Annotated in this window: 17 protein-coding genes; 10 read left to right on the top strand and 7 right to left on the bottom strand. The window is 59.7% G+C overall.

Translation table 11 applies throughout. The features are described from left to right. The gene (locus tag RV1423_RS08600; RefSeq protein WP_034295422.1) at positions 1–294 is read left to right on the top strand and encodes a DUF4212 domain-containing protein; all 294 of its coding nucleotides are present in this window, start codon (positions 1–3) and stop codon (positions 292–294) included. After that, positions 284–2,326: a sodium:solute symporter family protein gene (locus RV1423_RS08595; protein ID WP_034295420.1), complete on the top strand. Its 2,043-nt coding sequence runs from the start codon at positions 284–286 to the stop codon at positions 2,324–2,326. Before RV1423_RS08600 ends, RV1423_RS08595 begins: the two co-directional genes overlap by 11 nt. An 81-nt stretch (positions 2,327–2,407) precedes the next feature. Here RV1423_RS08595 and RV1423_RS08590 read toward each other — a convergent pair whose 3' ends face one another. Both RV1423_RS08590 and RV1423_RS29750 read right to left on the bottom strand, forming a co-directional pair. After that, on the bottom strand, positions 2,408–2,884 hold the full coding sequence (locus RV1423_RS08590; RefSeq protein WP_034295418.1) for a Rid family detoxifying hydrolase: 477 nt from the start codon (positions 2,882–2,884) through the stop codon (positions 2,408–2,410). Positions 2,885–2,917: 33 nt separating this feature from the next. Beyond that, on the bottom strand, positions 2,918–4,096 hold the full coding sequence (locus tag RV1423_RS29750) for a fimbrial protein (RefSeq protein WP_155835054.1): 1,179 nt from the start codon (positions 4,094–4,096) through the stop codon (positions 2,918–2,920). 437 nt (positions 4,097–4,533) lie between these two features. Here RV1423_RS29750 and RV1423_RS08580 point away from each other — a divergent pair, with 437 nt between their 5' ends. The 3 genes from RV1423_RS08580 (at position 4,534) to RV1423_RS08570 (ending at position 7,142) form a co-directional block, all read left to right on the top strand. Next, positions 4,534–5,178, top strand: coding sequence for a DUF1120 domain-containing protein (locus RV1423_RS08580; protein WP_034295414.1), 645 nt, complete (start codon positions 4,534–4,536; stop codon positions 5,176–5,178). Positions 5,179–5,396: 218 nt separating this feature from the next. Next, positions 5,397–6,041 carry a DUF1120 domain-containing protein gene (locus RV1423_RS08575; RefSeq protein WP_034295412.1) on the top strand — a complete coding sequence of 215 codons (645 nt, stop codon included), beginning with the start codon at positions 5,397–5,399 and terminating at the stop codon, positions 6,039–6,041. A gap of 387 nt (positions 6,042–6,428) precedes the next feature. Continuing rightward, positions 6,429–7,142: a DUF1120 domain-containing protein gene (locus RV1423_RS08570; protein ID WP_155835053.1), complete on the top strand. Its 714-nt coding sequence runs from the start codon at positions 6,429–6,431 to the stop codon at positions 7,140–7,142. A gap of 90 nt (positions 7,143–7,232) precedes the next feature. On the opposite strand, the gene RV1423_RS08565 is transcribed toward RV1423_RS08570, so the two are convergent. The 4 genes from RV1423_RS08565 to RV1423_RS08550 all read right to left on the bottom strand — a co-directional run bounded on the left by RV1423_RS08565 (position 7,233) and on the right by RV1423_RS08550 (position 15,460). Then, the gene (locus RV1423_RS08565) at positions 7,233–8,171 is read right to left on the bottom strand and encodes a transglutaminase family protein (RefSeq protein WP_034295409.1); all 939 of its coding nucleotides are present in this window, start codon (positions 8,169–8,171) and stop codon (positions 7,233–7,235) included. Positions 8,172–8,173: 2 nt separating this feature from the next. Further along, positions 8,174–10,720 carry a circularly permuted type 2 ATP-grasp protein gene (locus RV1423_RS08560; RefSeq protein WP_034295408.1) on the bottom strand — a complete coding sequence of 849 codons (2,547 nt, stop codon included), beginning with the start codon at positions 10,718–10,720 and terminating at the stop codon, positions 8,174–8,176. Between the two features lie 80 nt (positions 10,721–10,800). Continuing rightward, complete coding sequence (locus RV1423_RS08555; protein ID WP_034295406.1) at positions 10,801–14,181, bottom strand: DUF2126 domain-containing protein; 3,381 nt, start codon at positions 14,179–14,181, stop codon at positions 10,801–10,803. A gap of 52 nt (positions 14,182–14,233) precedes the next feature. After that, complete coding sequence (locus RV1423_RS08550; protein ID WP_034295692.1) at positions 14,234–15,460, bottom strand: polyhydroxyalkanoate depolymerase; 1,227 nt, start codon at positions 15,458–15,460, stop codon at positions 14,234–14,236. Positions 15,461–15,715: 255 nt separating this feature from the next. On the opposite strand from RV1423_RS08550, the gene RV1423_RS08545 reads away from it, so the two are divergent. The 5 genes from RV1423_RS08545 (at position 15,716) to RV1423_RS08525 (ending at position 20,594) form a co-directional block, all read left to right on the top strand. Then, a complete protein-coding gene (locus RV1423_RS08545; RefSeq protein WP_034295404.1) occupies positions 15,716–16,369 on the top strand; it encodes a glutathione S-transferase family protein in 654 nt (217 codons plus the stop codon). Positions 16,370–16,466: 97 nt separating this feature from the next. Further along, positions 16,467–16,907, top strand: coding sequence for a cupin domain-containing protein (locus RV1423_RS08540; protein ID WP_034295402.1), 441 nt, complete (start codon positions 16,467–16,469; stop codon positions 16,905–16,907). Positions 16,908–17,144: 237 nt separating this feature from the next. Then, entirely contained in the window at positions 17,145–18,560 is a 1,416-nt protein-coding gene (locus RV1423_RS08535; RefSeq protein ID WP_034295400.1) for a circularly permuted type 2 ATP-grasp protein, read from the top strand. Positions 18,561–18,563: 3 nt separating this feature from the next. Further along, positions 18,564–19,565 (top strand): alpha-E domain-containing protein, encoded by a 1,002-nt coding sequence (locus RV1423_RS08530; protein WP_034295398.1) that lies wholly within the window; start codon positions 18,564–18,566, stop codon positions 19,563–19,565. Positions 19,566–19,709: 144 nt separating this feature from the next. Next, entirely contained in the window at positions 19,710–20,594 is an 885-nt protein-coding gene (locus RV1423_RS08525) for a peptidase (RefSeq protein ID WP_034295396.1), read from the top strand. A 104-nt stretch (positions 20,595–20,698) separates the two neighbouring features. On the opposite strand, the gene purM is transcribed toward RV1423_RS08525, so the two are convergent. Next, the gene (gene purM, locus RV1423_RS08520; RefSeq protein WP_034295394.1) at positions 20,699–21,742 is read right to left on the bottom strand and encodes a phosphoribosylformylglycinamidine cyclo-ligase; all 1,044 of its coding nucleotides are present in this window, start codon (positions 21,740–21,742) and stop codon (positions 20,699–20,701) included. Positions 21,743–21,794: the final 52 nt, after the last annotated feature.

Raw genomic sequence — 21,794 nt, 5'->3', positions numbered from 1 at the left:
ATGGAACACAAGACAGCATCCGCAACCCCGCCCTCGCCATCCAGCTACTGGGACAAGACACGCCGCCTGACGTTGGCGCTGCTGGGCCTGTGGTTTGTGGTGACCTTCGGCGCGGTATTCTTCGCGCGCGAGCTGAACCACGTCCACCTGTTCGGCTGGCCGCTCTCGTTCTACATGGCGGCGCAGGGAATCATGCTGGTTTATCTCGCCATCGTGACGGTCTACACGATATGGATGGGCCGCGCGGAACGACAATTTCAACATCAGACCGGCGAGCAGGCGCATGGAGAGTAACAAGAATTTTTCCCGGCGCCTGACGCGCTACTATTCCTGGTACACGGTCGGCTTCATCCTGTTCCTGCTGGTGCTGGCCGTGCTCGAGCACGAGGGCATGCCGCGCGCCTGGATCGGCTACCTGTTCATGTTCGTGACGATCGCGCTGTATGCCGGCATCGGCGTGGTCAGCCGCACCTCCGACGTGCCGGAATACTATGTCGCCGGACGGCGCGTACCGGCGCTGTTCAACGGCATGGCGACGGCGGCCGACTGGATTTCGGCGGCGACCTTCATCAGCCTGGCCGGCGGCTTGTACCTGCAAGGCTTCGACGGCCTCGCTTACATCATGGGGTGGACCGGCGGCTATTGCCTGGTGGCGCTGCTGATCGCGCCCTATCTGCGCAAGTTCGGGCAATACACGATCGCCGATTTCCTCGCCGAGCGCTATGCCGGACGCTACAGCGGCAACATCGTGCGCATCCTGGCGGTGATCGCCACCATCATCATTTCGTTCACGTATGTGGTGGCGCAAATCTATGGCGTCGGGCTGATCACATCGCGCTTTACCGGCATCGATTTTTCGATCGGCATTTTCCTCGGGCTGGCGAGCATTCTGGTCTGCTCCTTCCTCGGCGGCATGCGCGCGATCACCTGGACCCAGGTGGCGCAGTACATCATCATCCTGTTCGCCTATCTGATTCCAGTGATATGGCTGTCGGCCAAGCACACCAGCGTGCCGGTGCCGCAAGTGGCCTACGGCTCGGTGCTGCCCAAGCTGCACGCCGCCGAAAAACGCATCGCCGACGATCCCAAGGAAAAGGAAGTCAGCGCCATCTTCCAGGCGCGCGCCGACGACTACGACAAGAAACTGAAAAATCTGCCGCAATCATGGGAAGAAGGCCGCATCGACGCCCAGCATCACATCGAGGAAATCAAACGCAACGTCCACGCCTCGCTGGCCGACATCAAGAGCGCCAGCCGCGCGCTGAGCGCCTATCCCAAGACGGTGGAAGAAGCCGAACGCAAATGGAACGACGCCAAGGCCCACAACCTCGCTCGCGCGCAACCGCCGGTGTCGCAGACCGAACCCTTCCCCGGCAAGGACGAGGACGCCGCCAACATCAAGCGCAACAATTTCCTTGCGCTGGTGTTTTGCCTGATGATCGGCACCGCCGCGCTGCCGCACATCCTGATGCGCTACTACACCACACCGTCGGTGCATGAAGCGCGCAAGTCGGTGTTCTGGACGCTGTTTTTCATCATGCTGATCTACATCACGGTGCCGGCGCTGGCGATCCTGGTGAAGTACGACATCTACACCTCGCTGGTCGGCAGCACGTATTCGCACCTGCCCGATTGGGTTTACTACTGGGCCAACATCGACAAGGTCAATCCGCTGGTCAGCATCACCGACCTGAACCATGATAGCGTGGTGCAACTCGGAGAGATCGCGCTCGACGGCGACATCATCGTGCTGGCCACGCCGGAAATCGCCGGCCTGCCCTATTTCATCTCGGGCCTGGTGGCGGCTGGCGGACTGGCGGCGGCGCTGTCGACCGCCGACGGCTTGCTACTGACCATTTCCAACGCGCTCTCGCACGACGTGTATTACAAAGTCATTGATCCGACTGCATCGACGCAAAAACGCGTGACGATTTCCAAGCTGCTGTTGCTGGTGGTGGCGCTGCTGGCGGCCTATGCGGCGTCATTGAAACCGGGCGACATCCTGTCGATGGTGGGAGTGGCGTTTTCGCTGGCGGCGTCAACGTTGTTTCCGGCGCTGGTGTTCGGCATTTTCTGGAAGCGCGCCAACCAGCCCGGCGCCATCGCCGGTATCGTCGCCGGCTTCGTGATGTGCGTGTACTACATGCTGCACACGCATCCGGCTTTCGGCGGCAACGCGGCCAACCAGTGGTTCCACATCGCGCCGATCTCGGCCGGCCTGTTCGGCGTGCCGGTAGGCATTGTGGCGCTGATCATCGTCAGCCTGCTGACGCCGCCGCCGGATGAGAGAACCATGGCGTTGATCGACCACATCCGCACGCCTTGAATCGCAAGCCTTCCCGGACAACCCTGACGCCTGCGGGATTTTGCCATGCTGTCCCCCTCCCCTGTTTGTTCCGTCCTGACTTTATTTCGCGGCGATGCATTCCACTTCAACACGCGCGCCCAGCGCCAAGCCGTTGGCGCCGAAAGCGCTGCGCGCCGGGTAAGGCTTGCTGAAATAGGATTTATAAATGGCGTTGAAGACGGACCACTCCGCCATGTCGGCAAGAAAAACCGTACATTTGACGACGTCGCTCATCTTGTAGCCGTTGGCTTCCACCGATGCCTTGAGGTTTTCCATGACTTGCCTGGCTTCCGCCTGGATGCCTCCTGGGACCACCTTGCCGTTGCCGCCGACATCGCCGATCTCGCCGGAAAAATAAGTCAGGCCGCCAACGCGCACCGCATCGGAAAACGGCAAATCGCTGAAACGACCTGAGTCCAGGAACTCGACATGCTGCCTTTGCTTCGACGCCTGGACAGCAGTCACATCGGCGGCCGATGCCAAGCTGGACAACAAGCCGGCAGCAAGGCCCGCGATCAATACGGCGATCACTTTCATCTCTCTTCCTTATGCGAAGTTACAGGGACAAGCTTATTGGTACACCATGGTGAAGATCATCATCCCGTTGGCACGCCCCGGCGAGACGGTAGCCGACGACGCCGGCTTGACGTAGCGCGCCCACAGCGGCACCGCAAAGCTGCCGCCGGTGGCGCTGTTGTAGCCATAGCTGTTCAAGAGGATCTGCGTGTCGTAGGAAGGAATGGTCTGGGTGGGGCCCATTCCCAACTGGATGCCGATGCCCTGAGCCGTGGCCACATCGCTGGGATTATTCAGCTTGAACACTTTGTTCACGCTGTCGAGCCAGCCGGTGGACGGTGTGGCCAGCACGACGCTGACGCGGTTCAGCCCGGCCGGGCAATTGTTGATGTTGAGATTCTGGTTCTGCCAGTTGCCGTTACGTGTGCCCGATCCCTGGAAGGTGCTCAGCGGCACCGAGCCCATGTTGAACGTCACGTCTGGGGTCTGGCAGGTGCTTTCAATGAAAGTAACACCGGTATAGTTAATGTCGTGGGTAAATCTCAGAGGCTGTGAGGCATCGGGAACGATAGGACTGTTTGATACCAACAACTGAAACCGGATGCCTGATCGGCCGACAGTCCCGCTTGACATGCTTTTTCCATCCAAGGATTGCGTACCGCTGCGAATCAGCGCCAACGACACGCTCCTGGATGCGTTGAGAGTATTAGGCTCTGCATTGGCACTAAAGACACCTCGTCCCTGTTGCGATTGATTGTTATATAAGGCGGACCCCACGAAGGTCTCCTGAGTGCCAGGAGTGGACCAGGGAAGAGTGCCAGCCTGCAAAGATGTCGTATCGGTGAATCGTACAATAATGCCGACTCCATCGACATTGGTGTTGATCAAGGCATAGTTTGTACCGCCATTATTGATTCTGTTGGAGGTGGCCACGGCCAAATCCAACCATAAAATCGCCGCGTTGTTTCGTGGGAAAGAACAACGCCAGTTATCCGCGGCCGACACTCCCACCCACCCCGTCAACAGCGTCCCTACAGGCGCATCCCGAGGGACTCTGACCGTGGCAGGAAAATTGGCTTGTACCGAGCCCGGACCATTGATTGAACAAGAATACTGCGCCAGCGCGACATGACTTGCCCCTGCCAACAACAGCAAGGCAAACAGCTTCGCCACGGCGCGCATTGCCTTGGCGCGGGAAAAAGAAAATATCGTACTGGGCAGAGATCGGAACATGGGAGCGTCGTCAGGTTATGAAGAATAGCAAGGCGCAAATTGTGCCGCCGTTCCCCCGCCCCGGTCCATAAGAAAACTCTCAAACAGGTTCCCGCACCGTTGCCCAAGGAAAGCGCATCAAATTCCCAGCCATCATCCGAGCATGCATTCGCCCTCCATGTCACTGACGGCGACGAATATGTCGCGACATCGGCATGCCGGCGGTCCGGGCATCGCGCCTGCGTCCCCGCCGCACCTCCATCGGTCGAACGCAAGAAATTTCCAAATAGAAATTGATGGCAGGCATTTCAACACTTTCGCAACAATAATTTTTTTAAGTATTTCCTCATATTTATTTGAGATTCAAAATATGAACATGTCGTTACCGCCTAGGCAAACACAGGACGCTGAAGCAAGAGGTTTTAAATTCATTTTTTTAACTTTTTGAGAGGACGATCATGAACAAACACATCACCCTGCTTTCCGCCCTGGCTGCCTCCTTGCTGCTTTCCGCCGCCGCCCAGGCTGCCGACACCGCCGAACTGAAGGTCAAGGGTGTCATCAAGCCATCGGCCTGCACGCCGACATTGACCGCCAGCGGCGTGGTCGACTACGGCACAATGACCGCCTCCACCTTGAAGCCCGGCATCTACACCACGCTGCCGGAGAAACAGGTCTCCATGACCGTGACCTGCGACGCACACACGAAGGTGGCTTTGCTGTTCACCGACAACCGCGCGGCAACGCGGGTAACCGGAATCGTGGGCTCCACCGAACGTTTTAACTTCGGCCTGGGCAGCGTCGCCGGCAAGAATATCGGCGGATACACCATCAAGTTCGATTCGTCGACCACCATAGACGGCGTGACGGTAGCCAACCTGCACTCGACAGATGCCGGCGCGACATGGAGCACCAACACAGCCTATGCCGACACCACCGGGACTTATATGTCGTTTGCCACTTCCGGCACCACGCCGAGCGCCGGCAAGGTATTCACCGTCGCCCTGAACGTGCAGGCGGTGATCAACAAGCCGGAAAACTTGCCCACGACGCAAGATATCCCTCTGGACGGCTCCACCACTATTGAAGTCAAGTATTTGTAATTTTTACCGCCGTCGGCCAAGGCCTGTTCTCGTACTTGAGAGCGGGCCTTTTTCATGCCCGGAGATTGTACGCGGCCAACAGAACGCAGTTTATTCTCATTTTTTTGAGAATTTTCCCATATAAATCAAGACTCCGAATCTTCAGAATAACGTCATTGCCTGCACACACACAACGAGACGTGACGGCAACAATCTTTCATCAATTTAAGGATCCGATCATGAAAAAAATTGCTCTGTTGTCCACGCTGGCTCTTGCCCTGACAGTTTCTTTTGGCGCCCAAGCCGCCGACACCGCCGAACTGAAGGTCAAGGGCGTCATCAAGCCGGCCGCCTGCAAGCCGAATTTCTCCAGCGGCGGCGTGGTCGATTACGGCGATATCCCGGCCGCGTCATTGACCGCAGGCCAATACAAAAAACTCGTCACCAAACAAGTCGATTTCCGAATCGACTGCGACGCCGCCACAAAGATGGCGATCAAGTTGACCGACAATCGTGCCTCCTCGCGCGTGCCGGGCATTACCGGTGCTGCGACAGATCCGTATAACTACGGCCTGGGCACCGTGAATGGGAAACAGGTCGGCGGCTATTCCTTGTCATTCGACGCCTCGACCATGACCGACGGCAATAGTGTGCGCAATATTTTTTCGCCCGACGGCGGCAAATCCTGGTACGGCGGCGCAGTCAACATCCAGCATGACGGCGAATACTTCTCGTTCGGCGACACAAACAACCTGCCGGTGGCGTTCAAGCAACTGACCGCGAAGATCAACATCGACACGGTCCTGAACAAGCCGGAAAACCTGAATCTGAGCAATGACGTCCCATTGGACGGCTCCAGCACTATCGAAGTCATCTATCTCTGATCCGCCGGCCCGGTACAACCAGAGAAAAGCCCGTCTTTTGAGAAAAGGCGGGCTTTTCTTCAAGACGGCAAGATGCGCTTACGGCGGCGTATCGGTGCCGCTGAACACAGACTGGACCATGCCTTTCAGCACGGGCAGCACGTCCGCCTCGCTCGCCGCAGGTCGCTTATGTGCGTAGGCGTCGCCAACGGCTCGCGGGTCTTTATGATGTTGGCATCGGTAGCGCGGGGGCTTGTTCTCTAGCATTGGCACAAACGCATCTAGAATATTTTTATAGTTTTTTTGTTTTTTTCTTGCAACCGCCCGCTATTTTTGAGACTTTTCTTATGTCAATCAATGATATAAATCTTCAAAATAGCGTCATTGCCTACACACATACGACGAGACGTGACGGCAACAATCTTTCATCAATCCAAGGATTTGATCATGAAAAATATTGCTCTGTTGTCCACGCTGACCGTTGCCCTGACCGCTTCTTTTGGCGCCCGGGCCGCCGACACCGCCGAACTGAAGGTCAAGGGCGTCATCAAACCGGCGGCTTGTACCGCCTCGCTTGCCGGCGCCGGCATTGTCGATTACGGCAACATTCCAGCGTCCCAACTTAACGCCACCAACCCCACTGTCCTGTCTGAGAAAACGCTGTCGTTTTCCCTCAACTGCGATGCGGCTACTCAGATTGCGATCAGGCTGACCGACAACCGTTCAAGCTCCGTCGTTACCGGCATTGTCAAGAATATCAGTTCGCGTCTGACCGATACCGGCGCTTTTGGTCTGGGAAAATTCGACGGCAAAAACCTCGGCATCTATAGCGTCAAGCTGGACAATGTCCGTGGCGACAGCAAGCGTGCCTCCCTTATTTTTTATAAGCAAAAAAACACTGACAACTGGTCCGTCGCCTCCAACGGTGCGGCGGTAGGAAGCGGCAGCTATTTTGCCGGCGATATGAAATCATGGGGTTGGCTCTCGAATACTCCTGCAGCTTACAAAACAATTACCGGTGACCTGAGCGTGCAAGCCGTACTCGACAAATCCTCCAATCTGCCTACGGGCAACAACATCCCGCTCGATGGCTCCGCCACATTGGAAGTGGTTTACCTGTAACCGGTGATCGCCCGTTCGGGGCGAAGCCCATCCGCCTTGGCGCGGGTGGGCTTATTTGTTTGCCGATCCAGTCCTTCCCGCCAGATCAGGCTACTGGCCTGTCAATAAAGGCTCCTGCTTTTCGTCTTTGGGCATGACCGTCACGGCCACCTGCATGGTTTGCTGGCCGCCGCCGATCAGCACGCCGCGCAGCGGCGAAACGTCGAGAAAATCGCGTCCCCAACCCAGCGTGATGTGGCTGATGTCGGGAAAGATGCCATTGGTCGGATCGGCATCGATCCAGCAACCCGGCCGGCTGTCAACGCTGGGGCAATACACCGATACCCAGGCATGCGAGGCATCGGCGCCGATCAGGCGCACCTGCCCTGGCGGCGGCTGCGTCAGCAGGTAGCCGCTGACGTAGCGCGCCGACAATCCCAGCGAACGCAGGCAAGACAGCATGAAGTGGGCGTAGTCCTGGCAGACGCCGCGCTTGTTGACGAAAACTTCGGTGACCGGCGTCGACACCGTGGTGGCCTCGGGGTCGAAAGTGAATTCGTTGAAAATGCGTTGCATCAAGGACTCGATGCCGGCCAACAAAGGCAAACCGGGCGTAAAGCATTCGGCGGCATAGCGCGCGAATTCGCGCTTGATCCTGACGTGCGAAGACTCAAACATGAAGCACGAAGCTTCCAGCATGTCGGGCGGCAGGCTCCGGCCGGCGTGATACGACAAGGTCTCGGCAACCTGCTCCCATGCCGGCGTGGATGCCGGCAACATGCGCGAAGAAATGTCCACCCATGACTCGGCATACACATCGAGACTGGTGTGATCCTGATCGAGGGAAAACGACTGCAACGCATTGCCGAAGCTGTCCGTATAGAGGTTGATCAGGTTGGCCGGGCCCGGCAGGATGTTGATGAAATGCGACGTGCAGGTCTGCCACGGCAGCGAGCGCGGCGTCAGGCGCAACACCTGATGCGACAGACGCACCGGTACCGCGTACTGGTAATTGGTCTCGTGGACGATGTGATAAGCGGCGTCGGTCATCTTTACACTCCCTGGCTGACCGGCGCGCTAAGCGGCGTGAAGAAATGCCGTGCGAGATCGTCCGTCAATGAGAAGCCCGCGCCCGCCGCTTCGCGCATGAGCTGGATCAGGCGCGCAGTGGCGGCTTCCGAAGTGGCCGAGTCGCGCGCAAAATCGGGCAGCGCAAAACTGTTGAGCTGTTCGCTCAGATGCGCCGGAATATTCATGCTGAGAATACCGAGCTGCTGCGCGATGTCGGTCAGATAATGCTGCAACATGCGGAACTGGTAAGCGATGCTGTGTGGGTTGCTGACATCGAACACCAGCAGGTGCAGCACTTGCAGCCATTCCGGCGTGCGCCGGTAGCGCACGCGATAGGTGACGATGCTGCTGGACGATTCCAGCAGCCAGGTCAGCGCCGCATTCTGGCGCGCCGGCTCGAGTTGCATGAAGCGGTCGAACAGCGTGGCCAGATGCACCATACGCTCGATGTGCCGCCCGATCATCAGGAACTGCCAGCCCTCGTCGCGCGTCATGTCGTCCAACGCATGGCCGGCCAGTCCGGAACAGGCCTGGATCACGTTGTTGAGGACGTGCAGCGTGGCAGCCGGCGAGTTCAGCCGCTCCAGCACCATCGCCGGCATGCGGTTCAGTGCGTGCCAATTGTCCAGCGACAAGTGCTCGCGCACCTGGTAGCCGGAATGATGCAAGTGACGCAAATGGGTGGCGATGCTGATGCTGGCGCTGGGATCCGATACCGCAGCCTGCAGACTTTGCTGCAAGGCGGTGATGGTCGGATGCGCCTGTTCCGATTTCGGCATCAGGATGCCGAGGCGGAAACAGATTTCGCTGATGCTGCGCAAAATGAGACGGTTCTCGGTCTGCGCTTCGGTAGTACATTGCAAGGTGGTGCGCAGCAGCCGCGCGAGATTGTCGGTGCGCTCGGCGTAGCGGCCCATCCAGAACAGGTTTTCACCGGCGTGCGACGAAACGTCGACGGTGGTGCGGATCAAATCCGAAGTGCGCGACACCGGGTCGGTCATGGCGCCGGGCCCGACCGCGACGCTGGTTTCGGCAGTCGCGGCGCCAACCGCATCGTCGTCCTCAGCCTTCTCGCTGAGCACCCACACGTCCTTGCTGGTGCCGCCCTGCTGCATCGACACCACGTCGCGACGCTGGCGCGGCGCCACGCGCGTCAGCCCGCCCGGCATGACGTGGTAGCCGCCTTCGCCGTCGGCCACGGCAAACACGCGCAGGCTGACGGTGCGATTCATCAACCGGTATTCTCCGCTGCGCGAGAGCACCGGCGCCTGCGACAGGCGCACCCACTCTTGTGCGACGTATGCATGCGGCTGCAATTGCAGGCTTTCAATCAGATGGCGGCGCGCCTGCGCATTGAGCGTATGGCCGAACACCGGCTGCATGCGCATCGACGGGAAGGCCGGCATGATCACCAGTTCTTCCAGATGCGACAGGGTGTATTCCAGCGCCGGCTTTTCGCCACACCACCAGGACGCCACCGCCGGCAGCGCCAGTTCTTCGCCCAGCAGGCGCCGGCTGATCGCCGGTAAAAAACCGTGCAAGGCGGTCGACTCCAGCACGCCGCTGCCGAGCGCATTGGCGATCAGCACGTTGCCGGATCGCGCAGCCTGCGTCAGGCCGGGAATGCCGAGCGCGGATTCCGAGCGCAACTCCAGCGGATCGCAATAGTCGTCGTCGAGACGGCGCATGATGGCGTGCACGCGACGCAGGCCGGTCAGCGTCTTGAGGTAAACCATATCGCCGCGTACGGTGAGATCGACGCCTTCGACCAGCGGGAAACCCAGCGTATGCGCCAGGAAGGCGTGTTCGGAATAGGTTTCGTTGTACGGCCCCGGCGTCAGCAGCACCACCAGCGGCGACTCGCTGCCGGTCGGCGCCAGCCGCGTCAGGCATTGATGCAGGGCATGGAAATAATTGAGCAAAGGCTGCACGTGCATGTCGCGCAGCGCTTCGGGCAAGGCGCGCATCATGATCTGGCGGTTCTGCAAGGCGTAGCCGGAACCCGAAGGTCCCTGCGTGCGGTCGGCGATGACCCACCAGTTGCCGTCGGCTGAACGCGCCAGGTCGATCGCGTACAGATGCAGATGCACGCCGCCGGGAGGGCGCACGTCGCGGCACGGCCACAGGTAGCCGTGCTGGCCGAACACCAGCGCCGGCGGCAGAAGGCCCTCGGCCAGCAAGTGCTGCTGGCCGTACAGATCGCCGAGCACGGCATTGAGCAGACGCGCGCGCTGCGTCACTGCGGCAGAGAGCTTCTGCCATTCGTCAGCGGCGACGATCTGCGGCAGCAGATCCAGTTCCCACGGACGATTGGCGCCTTGCGGGTCGGCGTAGACGTTGTAGGTCATACCGTCGGAGGCGATAGCGTCGCGCACTTCATCGGCACGGCGGCGCATCATCTCGGGCGAGAGATTTTCGAGCTGATCGATCAGCGTGCGCCAGTGCGGCCGCAAACGACCGTCGGCAGCCAGCATCTCGTCATAACGATCGGCGTCGGCGGTATAGCTTTGCAGGAGGCGCTGATGCATAAGGTCGGGGTGCGACCGGCGTCCGCCCCTGCATCGATGGCAGCATGCAGGGACGAACGCCGGCGGCTAAACAGGTGACGTCAGAAATGCCGTAAGTCTAACGTAAATGGGAACTCGATTGACGGTCTGGAAGCAGTAACGTCCATCTTGCCCGGCGTGTGGTTGAGACGGAAATAACGCCCCAGCCGACGGCTTTCCGCTTCGAAGGCGTTGACCGGGAAGGTTTCGTAACTGCGCCCGCCCGGATGCACCACGTGATACTGGCAACCGCCCAGGCTGCGGCCGTTCCAGGTATCGACCAGGTCGAAGGTCAGCGGCGAGTCGATGCCGATGGTCGGATGCAGCGCCGACGGCGGCTGCCAGGCGCGATAGCGCACGCCGGTGACGAATTCGCCGACCGTGCCGGTGGGCTGCAGCGGCACCGATACGCCGTTGCAGGTCAGCACATAGCGATCCTGCGCCATGCCGGTGACCTTGACTTGCAGGCGCTCCAGCGACGAATCGACGTAGCGCGCAGTGCCGCCGGAACTGCCCTCTTCGCCCAGCACGTGCCACGGTTCGAGCGCGGTACGCAATTCCAGCGCCATGCCCTTGACGGCGTAGTCGCCGATCTTGGGGAAGCGGAACTCGAAATGCGGCGCAAACCAGTCGGCCTGCATCGGATAGCCGGCCTCCTGCATGTCGTCCACGATGTCGTTGAAATCCTGCCAGATGAAATGCGGCAGCAGGAAACGATCGTGCAGTTCGGTACCCCAGCGCACCAGGCGCTGCGGCTTGTACGGCGTCTTCCAGAAACGCGCCACCAACGCGCGCAACAGCAATTGCTGGGTCAGGCTCATGCGCGCATGCGGCGGCATTTCGAAGGCGCGCAATTCGAGCAGGCCGAGACGGCCGGTGGCGCTGTCCGGCGAATACAGTTTGTCGATGCAGAATTCGGCGCGGTGCGTATTGCCCGTCACGTCGATCAGCAAGTTGCGCAGCAGACGGTCGACCAGCCACGGCGAACAGCCGCCCTTGGCGATCTGCTTTTCCATTTCGGCGAAGGCCAGTTCGATTTCCACTGTGGAATCATTGCGCGCCTCGTCGATACGCGGCGCCTGCGAAGTCGGGCCGATGAACATGCCGGAGAACAAGTACGACAGCGCCGGATGGTTATGCCAGTAGCTGATCAGGCTGCGCAGCAGGTCCGGCCGGCGCAGGAATGGCGAATCACCGGTCGTCGCGCCGCCCATCACCATATGGTTGCCGCCGCCGGTGCCGGAGTGGTGGCCGTCGAGCATGAATTTCTCGGTGGTCAGGCGAGATTCACGACCGGCTTCGTAGAGGTGCGTGGTCTGGTCGACCAGCTCGCTCCAGTTGGAGGCCGGCTGGATGTTGACTTCGATCACGCCGGGGTCCGGCGTGACGCTGAACTTGCGCACGCGCGGATCGTGCGGCGGCTCGTAGCCTTCCATCAGCACGGGCTGCTTGAGTTCTTCGGCAGTGGCTTCGATGGCGGCGACCAGTTCCAGATAACTTTCCAGCTTGGCGAGCGGCGGCATGAAAAGATACAACACGCCGTTGCGCACTTCCGCGCATAAGGCGGTGCGCGTAATCCAGTCGGCCGATTCAAATACGCCCGGCGCGCCGCCGGCTGCCGTTGCGCGTGCGCCGTCGCCCTTGCCGGCCTTCGCGGCGCTGCGCTGCGTGGTGTAGTAATCCTGCAAGAACGCGACCGAAGTCGCGCCTGTCAGCGACGGACGTTTTGAATACTGCAGACGGATTTCAGCCGCCGCGGGCAAGGCGCGAAAATCCTGTGTCGGATCGGCCGCATGTACGTATGGATAGTCGCTCGACTTGACCCAGGGCTGAGAATCCAAAGGCAAGCGATAACCGAGCGGCGAGTCGCCCGGATACAGGTAGCAGCGCTCGCTCCGCAGGAACCAGTCGCCACTCTGCCAGCCGCTCTCGTCAGGACGGCGCGCCACCGGCAATACGTGACCGGCGACTTTGTCGAGGCCTTGCGAGAAGACGCGCATCAGGCGTTCGCGCTCCTGCTTGTCGTCGAGCCTGGAATCGAACGGATCTACGTTGCCCGGCAGGCGGCGTTCACGCCACATGTAGTAGAACACGTCTTCATAGGCCGGGAACACATGCTTGCCGTCCAGTGTCAGTCGCGCAGCGACGCCCTTGAGGAAACGCTCGGTGATGTCGTCGTCCTTGACATTCGGTTTGGTCTCGTCGCCGATCAGATCGCGGTTGAGCCAGATCGGCTGACCGTCGCGGCGCCAGTAACAATTGAGCGCCCAGCGTGGCAGTTGCTCACCCGGATACCATTTTCCCTGGCCGAAATGCGGCAGTCCTTTGACTGCGTATTTTTCGCGCATGCGGTGGTAGAGATCGGCGGCCAGCGGCTTTTTGGTCTTGCCCAGGGCGGCGGTATTCCATTCCGGCTCATCGGGATGATCCAGCGAAACGAAGGTCGGCTCGCCGCCCATGGTCAGGCGCACGTCCAACGCATCGAGATCGTCGTCGATGGCGTGGCCGAGTTCTTCGATCTCGCTCCACTGCGCCTCGGTGTAGGGCTTGGTGACGCGCGGCGCTTCCCAGATGCGGGCCACGCTCATGAGGTGTTCGAATTCGACTTCGCAGGGATCAACCAAGCCGCTGACCGGCGCCGCCGATGAGGGTTCGGGCGTGCACGACAGCGGGATGTGGCCTTCGCCGGCGAACAGGCCCGAAGTCGGATCGAGGCCGACCCAGCCGGCGCCCGGCAGATAGACTTCGCACCAAGCGTGCAGGTCGGTGAAGTCGGCTTCCGGTCCCGACGGACCGTCGAGCGATTTCTGGTCGGCGGTGAGCTGGATCAGATAACCGGATACAAAGCGCGCCGCCAATCCCAGGTGGCGCAGCAGTTGCACCAGCAGCCAGGACGAATCGCGGCATGAGCCGGAGCCGAGCTTGAGCGTTTCTTCCGGCGTCTGCACGCCCGGCTCCATGCGGATGGTGTAATCGATGGCGTCGGCCAGCTTCTGGTTCAGTGCGACCAGGAAGTTGGCGCTGCCCATCTTCTCGCGCGAAATGCCATCGAGGAATTTCTGGAACAGCGGTGTCAGCGGCAGTGTCTTGCGATACGGCGACAGCTCGTTCTGCAACTCCTTGGCGTATTCGAAAGGAATCTGCTCGGCATACGGTTCAAGGAAAAAGTCGAAAGGATTGATGACGGACATTTCGGCCACGAGGTCGACTTCGATGCGGAATTCTTCGGTCTTTTCCGGGAACACCAGGCGCGCCATGTAGTTGGCTTGCGGATCTTGCTGCCAGTTGATGAAATGGGGCTCGGGAAGGATACGCAGCGAATAACTCAGTATCCGGGTGCGGCAATGCGGGGCAGGCCGCAGGCGGACGATTTGCGGTCCCAGGTTGATAGCACGGTCGTAACGGTAAGACGTGACATGGTTCAGCGCCACATGAATTGACATGAAGATCCTTTACAACAAGCAAGTTGACCTGATGAGTTGCGCCCGGGAATGATCACCTGTGGTGCATATTAATGAAATCCCTGAGGCGTGGATAGATTTCATTTTCCCAGCGGCGTCCGTTGAACACGCCGTAGTGGCCGACCGCTGTCTGCACATGGTGCAAGCGCATGTAGGGGCGGATGCTGCTGCACATATCTTGTGCAGCGACGGTCTGGCCGACGGCGCAGATGTCGTCCTTTTCGCCTTCCACCGTGAACAATGCGGTGCGCCGGATGGCCTTGAGATTGACCGGACGTCCCTGGTATTGCAGCAAACCCAGCGGCAAGGCATGTTCCTGGAACACGATGCGCACCGTTTCCAGATAAAACTCCGCCGGCAGGTCGGACATGGCGAAGTATTCTTCATAGAATACCTTGATGGCCTCGGCCTTTTCGTGTTCTCCCTCGATCAGATAGTGATACAGGTTGCGGAAGGCCTCGACGTGGCGGTTCAGGTTCATGTTCATGAACGCCGCCAGTTGCATGAAACCCGGATACACCCGGCGGCCGCCTCCCGCATGGCGAGCCGGCACGGTGCTGACGAGATTGGACTCGAACCATTCGATCGGCTTGCTCTTGGCCAGTTCGTTGACGGTGGTCGGATTGACGCGCGTATCGAGCGGGCCGGCCATGAGCGTCATGGTGCGCGGCTGCGCGGCGTCGCCGTCTTCAGCCATCACGGCGACGGCAGTGATGGCCGCCACGGTCGGCTGGCACACTGCGACGACATGCGCGCCGGCGCCGATGACCTGCAGGAAACGGATCAGGTGGGCGACGTACTCGTCGAGGCCGAACCGGCCATGTTCCAATGCAATATCGCGGGCGTTGTGCCAGTCGGTGATGTAGACGTCGTGATCGCGCAGCAGGGTCTTGACGGTGCCGCGCAGCAGCGTCGCGAAATGGCCTGACATCGGCGCCACCAGCAGCACGGCCGGCTGCTCGGCAGCCGTTTCCTTGCGGAAACGCAACAAGCTGCAGAACGGCGTCTTGTCGACGACTTCTTCACGCACCGCAACGGTGCGGCCGCCATCCTCGACGCTATCGATATCGAACGGAGGACGCACATGCGTCAGTTGCGTACGGGAAAATACTTCGTAAGCGGCTGCCAGTTTGCGCAGGGTCGGACTGGACGGCAAACCGGGCCACTGATGCCCCAGGAACGGAGCTGTGGCGCGTGCCGAAGCGCGCAGCGGATTGGTAGCGTCGGCGTATTGCTGATATGCCTGGTAAATATTCGTCATAAAACCCATTCCCTCTATTCTCACCAGTCCTTCTCTCGATGCAATATGCATGCCATTGACCTTCCCCGGCGTATGCATGCGACCCGGTATGCGGCGCATTGCTGGCACGCCCTTTGCAAGCAATCAACGTGGAACATCGTAGAACGCATCTCACGGATATGGATGAATTGCGTTCCAGTAGGACGCGTCCACGCACAATGCGCGTCAAAAGAATTGACACGCCAAAGTCAAAGTACTCACACATAAAGGACTGACATGCCTAAAACGACTTTGCGCATCACCAGCAAGAACTATTCATCGTGGTCCATGCGTGGCTGGCTGCTTGCCAAATTTTCCGGGCTGCCGTTTCAGGAAGACATCGTCTCGCCCGACGATCCCGATGCGCGGGCGGAAATCCTGCTGCTGTCCTCATCCATCCTGGTTCCCAGCCTCAAGCACGGCGACATCCTGGTCTGGGACACCCTGGCGATTGCCGAATACCTCAACGAAATCCGCCCCGCCGCCAAACTGCTGCCGGCCGACCAGGCGGCGCGTGCGCATTGCCGCGCCATCTGCGGCGAGATGCATTCCGGTTTCAGCGCCTTGCGTTCGGCACTGCCGATGAACCTCAAGGCCCACTTCCCCCATTTCAAAGTGTGGTCGCGCGCGCAAGCCGATATCCAGCGCATCACCACGATCTGGAAAGAATGCCTGGCCACTTACGGCGGCCCCTTCCTGTTCGGCGAACGCACCATGGCCGACGCCATGTATGCGCCAGTCATCACGCGCTTCATTACGTACGACGTCAAACTGGAGCCGATCTGCGCCGCCTACAGCAAACGCATCATGGCGATGCCGGAGATGAAGGAATGGATCGCCGCCGCGCAGAAGGAGCCGGAAGACATCGATGAACTCGATGTTGAATTTTGAAGCAGCAGGGAGAAGAATGAGGAGGCATCACTGAGAATCCGTTTCATAAAGTAGCCATCAGGACCATGTGCGGCGCGCCGCAGAAAGGACGAGTGTGATGAATACGATAGCCGAAACAAAACCAAGCGCCTTGAATGTGTTTTCTCACGTCAGCGAGGGCGATACCCCTTATGAATCAGGGGGCCTGCGCGATTTTTTTCTATACCGCGACCTCGGCATCGCCGCCGCCACCGGCGGCCAGGTGGTGGCCCAACTGGTGAAAGCCAACGTGCCCCCGGAAGCCGGCACCGGCTGGCACCGGCATGAGGCCAATTTCCATATCGTCATCATGCTCAAGGGCTGGGCGCGCTTCATGTACGAGGACAAGGTGACGCTGGTGAAGGCCGGCGACTGCGTCCACCAGCGTCCGGGCATCGTGCATTTCCTGTTCGATTATTCGCCGGACATGGAGTATCTTGAAATCGTCAGCCCTGCCGATTTCACCACCATCGACATGCCTGCGCCGTGCGCCGTTCCGGCGCCGACGCCATGGGCATGAACTGAGAGGAGTCCGTCATTTTCAACCGTCGCCGCCACCCCATGCCACCCATCGCTGGCGCCAATCCGGACCAGACCGGCACGCAATTTTCGCTGTCCAAAAGCGGAAATGGCGTGATAGTCTTTGTCCACTGTCACCAGCGATGAGGATGCCTGCAAACATCGATCTGCAAATAATATTCGCTCGCTCCAAAGCTAAAAATCCCTCCGCATCAGCACCAGAAAATGAAGCAAATTTATGTCAAATTTTTTCGATGAGATGTATTCCGACGGCGCCGTTTCCGTACGCAAGCACTATGACGAATTTGCGGCCTGGCTGTCTTCACAATCCACTGAAACCATTGCCCGCAAGCGCGCCGAATCCGACCTGATCTTCCGTCGCGTCGGTATTACCTTCGCGGTCTACGGCAACGATGCCGGCACGGAACGGCTGATCCCCTTCGACATCATTCCGCGGATCATCCATGCGGCCGAATGGACAAAACTGGAAGCGGGACTCGTGCAGCGCGTCAAGGCGCTGAACATGTTCATCCACGACATCTACCACGGCCAGAAAATCATCAAGGCCGGCGTGATTCCGGCCGAGCAGATTTTCCAGAACGCGCAATACCGTCCTGAAATGCAGGATGTCGATGTCGCCTCCGACATCTATGCGCACATCGCCGGCGTCGACATCGTGCGCGCCGGCGAAGGCGAGTTCTACGTGCTTGAAGACAATCTGCGCGTGCCTTCCGGCGTGTCCTACATGCTGGAAAACCGCAAGATGATGATGCGCCTGTTCCCGGAACTGTTCACGCGCCACAAGATTGCGCCGGTCGATCATTACCCCGACATGTTGCTCGACAACCTGCGTTCGGTGGCGCCGGTCGGCGTGGTCGATCCGACCGTGGTGGTCATGACGCCGGGCATGTATAACTCGGCCTATTTCGAACACGCATTCCTGGCGCAGCAGATGGGCGTCGAACTGGTCGAGGGACAGGACTTGTTCGTCAAGGACAACACCGTCTACATGCGCACCACGCGCGGACCGAAACGCGTCGACGTAATCTATCGCCGCATCGACGACGACTATCTCGATCCGCTCGCCTTCCGCGCCGATTCGTCGCTGGGCGTGCCGGGCCTGCTGTCGGCCTATCGCGCCGGCAAGGTGACGCTGGCCAACGCCATCGGCACCGGCGTCGCCGACGACAAGTCGATCTATCCGTATGTGCCGGACATGATCAAGTTCTACCTGTCCGAAGAACCCATCCTCAACAACGTTCCGACCTACCAGTGCCGCAAAAAGGAAGACTTGTCCTATACGCTGGCCAATCTCGAAAAGCTGGTGGTCAAGGAAGTCCATGGCGCCGGCGGCTACGGCATGCTGGTCGGCCCGGCCTCGACCAAACAGGAAATCGAGGATTTCCGCCAACGCGTGATCGCCAAGCCGGACGGCTACATCGCCCAGCCGACGCTGGCGCTGTCAGTATGCCCGACCTATGTCGAATCTGGCATCGCGCCGCGCCATCTCGACTTGCGCCCATTCGTACTGTCAGGCAAAAACGTCTCGATGGTCAAGGGCGGCCTGACGCGCGTGGCGCTCAAGGAAGGCTCGCTGGTGGTGAACTCGTCGCAAGGCGGCGGCACCAAGGACACCTGGATTCTGGAGAAATAAAACATGTTGAGCCGCACCGCTGACCACTTGTTCTGGATGGCGCGCTATACCGAGCGCGCCGAAAATACCGCACGCATGCTGGACGTGCATGTGCAAACCGCTTTGCTGCCGCAATCGACCGACGACGCCGAACAAGGATGGCGCGCCATCCTCGGCATTTCCGAACTGCTGTACGGTTACAACCAGAAGTACGATGCGCTGACGCAAAAGGACGTCATCGACTTCATGGTGCGCGACCCCGGAAATCCATCGTCGATCGCTTCCTGCCTCAAGCAGGCGCGCGAGAACGCCCGCGCCGTGCGCGGCGCCCTGACGACAGAAGCCTGGGAAATCCAGAACGCCACCTGGATCAAGATGCAAAGTTACCTGCAGACCCCGGCGCTGGCGCAAAACCCGAGCGAATTCTTCGAATGGGTCAAGCACCGTTCGCACCTCTCGCGCGGCGTCACCATCGGCACCATGCTCAAGGATGAAGCCTTCCACTTCATCCGTCTCGGCACCTTCCTCGAACGCGCCGACAATACCGCGCGCATCATTGACGTCAAGTTCCACGGCGCCAAGGAAACGCAAGGCAAGCAAAGCCAGCAGCAAAGTCAAAACCAGAGCCTGCTGACGAAAGACAGCAAGGGCAACGATAGCCAGATCGACTTCTATTACTGGGCGGCGATTCTGCGTTCGGTGTCAGGCTTCGAGATTTACCGCAAGGTCTATCGCGATGTCATCACGCCGGAACGCGTGGCCGAACTGCTGATCCTGCGCGCCGACATGCCGCGCTCGCTGGCGGCCTGCATGGACCAAGTGCTGAGCAACCTGAAGCATGTGCACAACGACGTCTCGGCCGACACTGAACGCTTTGCCGGCAAGCTGCACGCCGACCTCAAGTTCAGCCGCATCGAGGAAGTACTCGATGCCGGCCTGCACGATTACCTGACGGTGTTTCTGGAACGCATCTTTGAGCTGGGCAATCGCATCAGCAAGGATTTTCTTGTTCCTTTGGCAGCATAAACTTATAAATTCGACAATATAACGATTAAGAATTGTCTGAAATTTGCCGATAACGTGTCAGGTCCACGACATTTGGACCCCGCCCGCGCTGAGCGCTGGCGGGGCTTCCTGTAAAATTCGGCTTTTACATTTTTAGCTCACATCATGACTTATTGCGTTGCCATGCGCCTGAACGATGGCCTGGTCTTCTTATCCGACTCGCGGACCAATGCGGGCGTCGACCATATCGGCACGTTCCGCAAGATGAACGTTTACGAGAATCCGGGCGAGCGCGTCATGGTGCTGATGACTGCGGGCAATCTTTCCATTTCACAATCGATCCGCCAGATCGTGGCCGAGAAGACCAATGCCGAAGGCCGCACCATCTGGACCGCGACATCGATGTATGAAGCCGCGCAAATCCTCGGCGACGCCATCCGCGCCGCACATCAGCGTGATGCGGAAGAACTGGGCAAGTTCGGCATCGACTTCAACGTCAGCATCATCTTCGGCGGCCAGATCAAGGGCGAGCGCTGCCGCCTGTTCCAGATGTATTCGGCCGGCAACTTCATCGAATCGCACGACGAGAACACGTATTTCCAGATCGGCGAATCCAAATACGGCAAGCCCATCATCGACCGCGTCGTGACGCCGCACACCTCGCTGGACGAGGCCGCCAAGTGCGCGCTGATTTCGATGGATTCGACGCTGAAGTCGAATATCTCGGTCGGACTGCCGCTGGACCTGCTGGTCTACAGCAGCAACGACCTGGCGGTCACCCGCTTTGTGACCATCGACGAGCAGAATCAATACTTCCAGATGATCCGGCGCAGTTGGGGATCGCAATTGAAGCGTGTGTTCGAGGCCATCGACGATCCGGTCTGGGATGCCGCGCCGGAGGCCACCCTCAACGTGCTGTCGTCGTCCATCGATCACAGCCAGCCGGTGCGTGTGCAACCGCCGGCGGGGCTGGTACGCGATGCGCGGCCGGTGACGCGGCAGACGCTCGCCGGCGACGGCGAGGCCGAGGTGGCGCAACAACCGGCCTGACGTCCGCCTCCCCCGCAAGAATAAAAGCGGCCGCAATCACTTGCAGCCGCTTTTTTATGCCTGATGTCGGAAGGAATTCTCCCGACTTCTTCAATTCAGTCTGATCAGACCACGATCGTCTGGGCCTCGCCTTCCGCGCGCGCGCGGATTTCGCCGATACGATAAACGGTTTCGCCGGCAGCCTTCAGGTGCGCTTCGGCGGCGTCGGCGTTTTCTTTCGACACGATCACGGTCATGCCGATGCCGCAGTTGAAGACCCGGTGCATTTCAGCGTCGGCCACGCCGCCATGCTGCTGCAACCACGTGAACAGCGGCGGCATGGTCCAGGCCTTGCTCTGCAGAACGGCAGTCAGATTGTCCTGCAGCACGCGCGGAATGTTTTCCACCAGACCGCCGCCGGTAATATGCACCATGCCCTTGACTTCCAGCTTCTCCATCAGCGACAGCAGCGGCTTGACGTAGATACGGGTCGGCGCCATCAGCACGTCGGCCAGCTTGCGGCCGTGGAAATCGGCATCCAGGTCCGGCTTGGCGACATCCAGTATCTTGCGCACCAGCGAGTAGCCGTTGGAATGCGCGCCCGATGAAGCCAGGCCCAGCACCACGTCGCCCGGAGCGATCTTGGTGCCATCGATGATCCTGGACTTCTCGACCACGCCGACCGCGAAGCCGGCCAAGTCGTATTCGCCGTCGGGATACATGCTCGGCATTTCGGCCGTTTCGCCGCCGATCAGTGCGCAACCGGCCTGTTCGCAACCGGCGGCAATGCCCTTGATGACGTCAGTGGCGCTGGGCACATCGAGCTTGCCGCAGGCGAAATAATCGAGGAAGAACAGCGGTTCCGCACCCTGCACCAGGATGTCGTTGACGCTCATGGCCACCAGGTCTATGCCGACGGTGTCGTGCCTGTTCAGGTGGAAAGCCAGCTTCAGCTTGGTGCCGACGCCATCGGTGCCGGATACCAAGACCGGTTCCTTGAACTTCTTGCTGATTTCGAACAATGCGCCGAAACCACCGATGCCTCCCAGCACGCCTTCGCGGGTTGTGCGCTTGGCAAACGGCTTGATCGCCTCTACTAAAGCGTCGCCCGCATCAATATCGACGCCCGCGTCGCGGTAGGAAAGAGAAACATTGGATGTTGAAGTCATGATGATATTGGCACTAGAGGCGGTAAAATAGAGGGATCACTGCGGTCGCAGA

The sequence above is a fragment of the Herbaspirillum sp. RV1423 genome (genome assembly GCF_000577615.1).
In the GTDB taxonomy this organism is placed as follows: domain Bacteria; phylum Pseudomonadota; class Gammaproteobacteria; order Burkholderiales; family Burkholderiaceae_D; genus Herbaspirillum.
This window is presented reverse-complemented; position numbering and strand designations above follow the sequence as displayed.

Bases quoted from the DNA above. Each gene is read 5' to 3' on its own strand.
- RV1423_RS08535 (WP_034295400.1), top strand. From the start codon at position 17,145: ATGTCAAATTTTTTCGATGAGATGTATTCCGACGGCGCCGTTTCCGTA.
- purM (WP_034295394.1), bottom strand. From the start codon at position 21,742: ATGACTTCAACATCCAATGTTTCTCTTTCCTACCGCGACGCGGGCGTC.
- RV1423_RS08580 (WP_034295414.1), top strand. From the start codon at position 4,534: ATGAACAAACACATCACCCTGCTTTCCGCCCTGGCTGCCTCCTTGCTG.
- RV1423_RS08575 (WP_034295412.1), top strand. From the start codon at position 5,397: ATGAAAAAAATTGCTCTGTTGTCCACGCTGGCTCTTGCCCTGACAGTT.
- RV1423_RS08545 (WP_034295404.1), top strand. From the start codon at position 15,716: ATGCCTAAAACGACTTTGCGCATCACCAGCAAGAACTATTCATCGTGG.
- RV1423_RS08530 (WP_034295398.1), top strand. From the start codon at position 18,564: ATGTTGAGCCGCACCGCTGACCACTTGTTCTGGATGGCGCGCTATACC.
- RV1423_RS08600 (WP_034295422.1), top strand. From the start codon at position 1: ATGGAACACAAGACAGCATCCGCAACCCCGCCCTCGCCATCCAGCTAC.
- RV1423_RS08565 (WP_034295409.1), bottom strand. From the start codon at position 8,171: ATGACCGACGCCGCTTATCACATCGTCCACGAGACCAATTACCAGTAC.
- RV1423_RS29750 (WP_155835054.1), bottom strand. From the start codon at position 4,096: ATGTTCCGATCTCTGCCCAGTACGATATTTTCTTTTTCCCGCGCCAAG.
- RV1423_RS08590 (WP_034295418.1), bottom strand. From the start codon at position 2,884: ATGAAAGTGATCGCCGTATTGATCGCGGGCCTTGCTGCCGGCTTGTTG.
- RV1423_RS08555 (WP_034295406.1), bottom strand. From the start codon at position 14,181: ATGTCAATTCATGTGGCGCTGAACCATGTCACGTCTTACCGTTACGAC.
- RV1423_RS08560 (WP_034295408.1), bottom strand. From the start codon at position 10,720: ATGCATCAGCGCCTCCTGCAAAGCTATACCGCCGACGCCGATCGTTAT.
- RV1423_RS08525 (WP_034295396.1), top strand. From the start codon at position 19,710: ATGACTTATTGCGTTGCCATGCGCCTGAACGATGGCCTGGTCTTCTTA.
- RV1423_RS08540 (WP_034295402.1), top strand. From the start codon at position 16,467: ATGAATACGATAGCCGAAACAAAACCAAGCGCCTTGAATGTGTTTTCT.
- RV1423_RS08595 (WP_034295420.1), top strand. From the start codon at position 284: ATGGAGAGTAACAAGAATTTTTCCCGGCGCCTGACGCGCTACTATTCC.
- RV1423_RS08550 (WP_034295692.1), bottom strand. From the start codon at position 15,460: ATGACGAATATTTACCAGGCATATCAGCAATACGCCGACGCTACCAAT.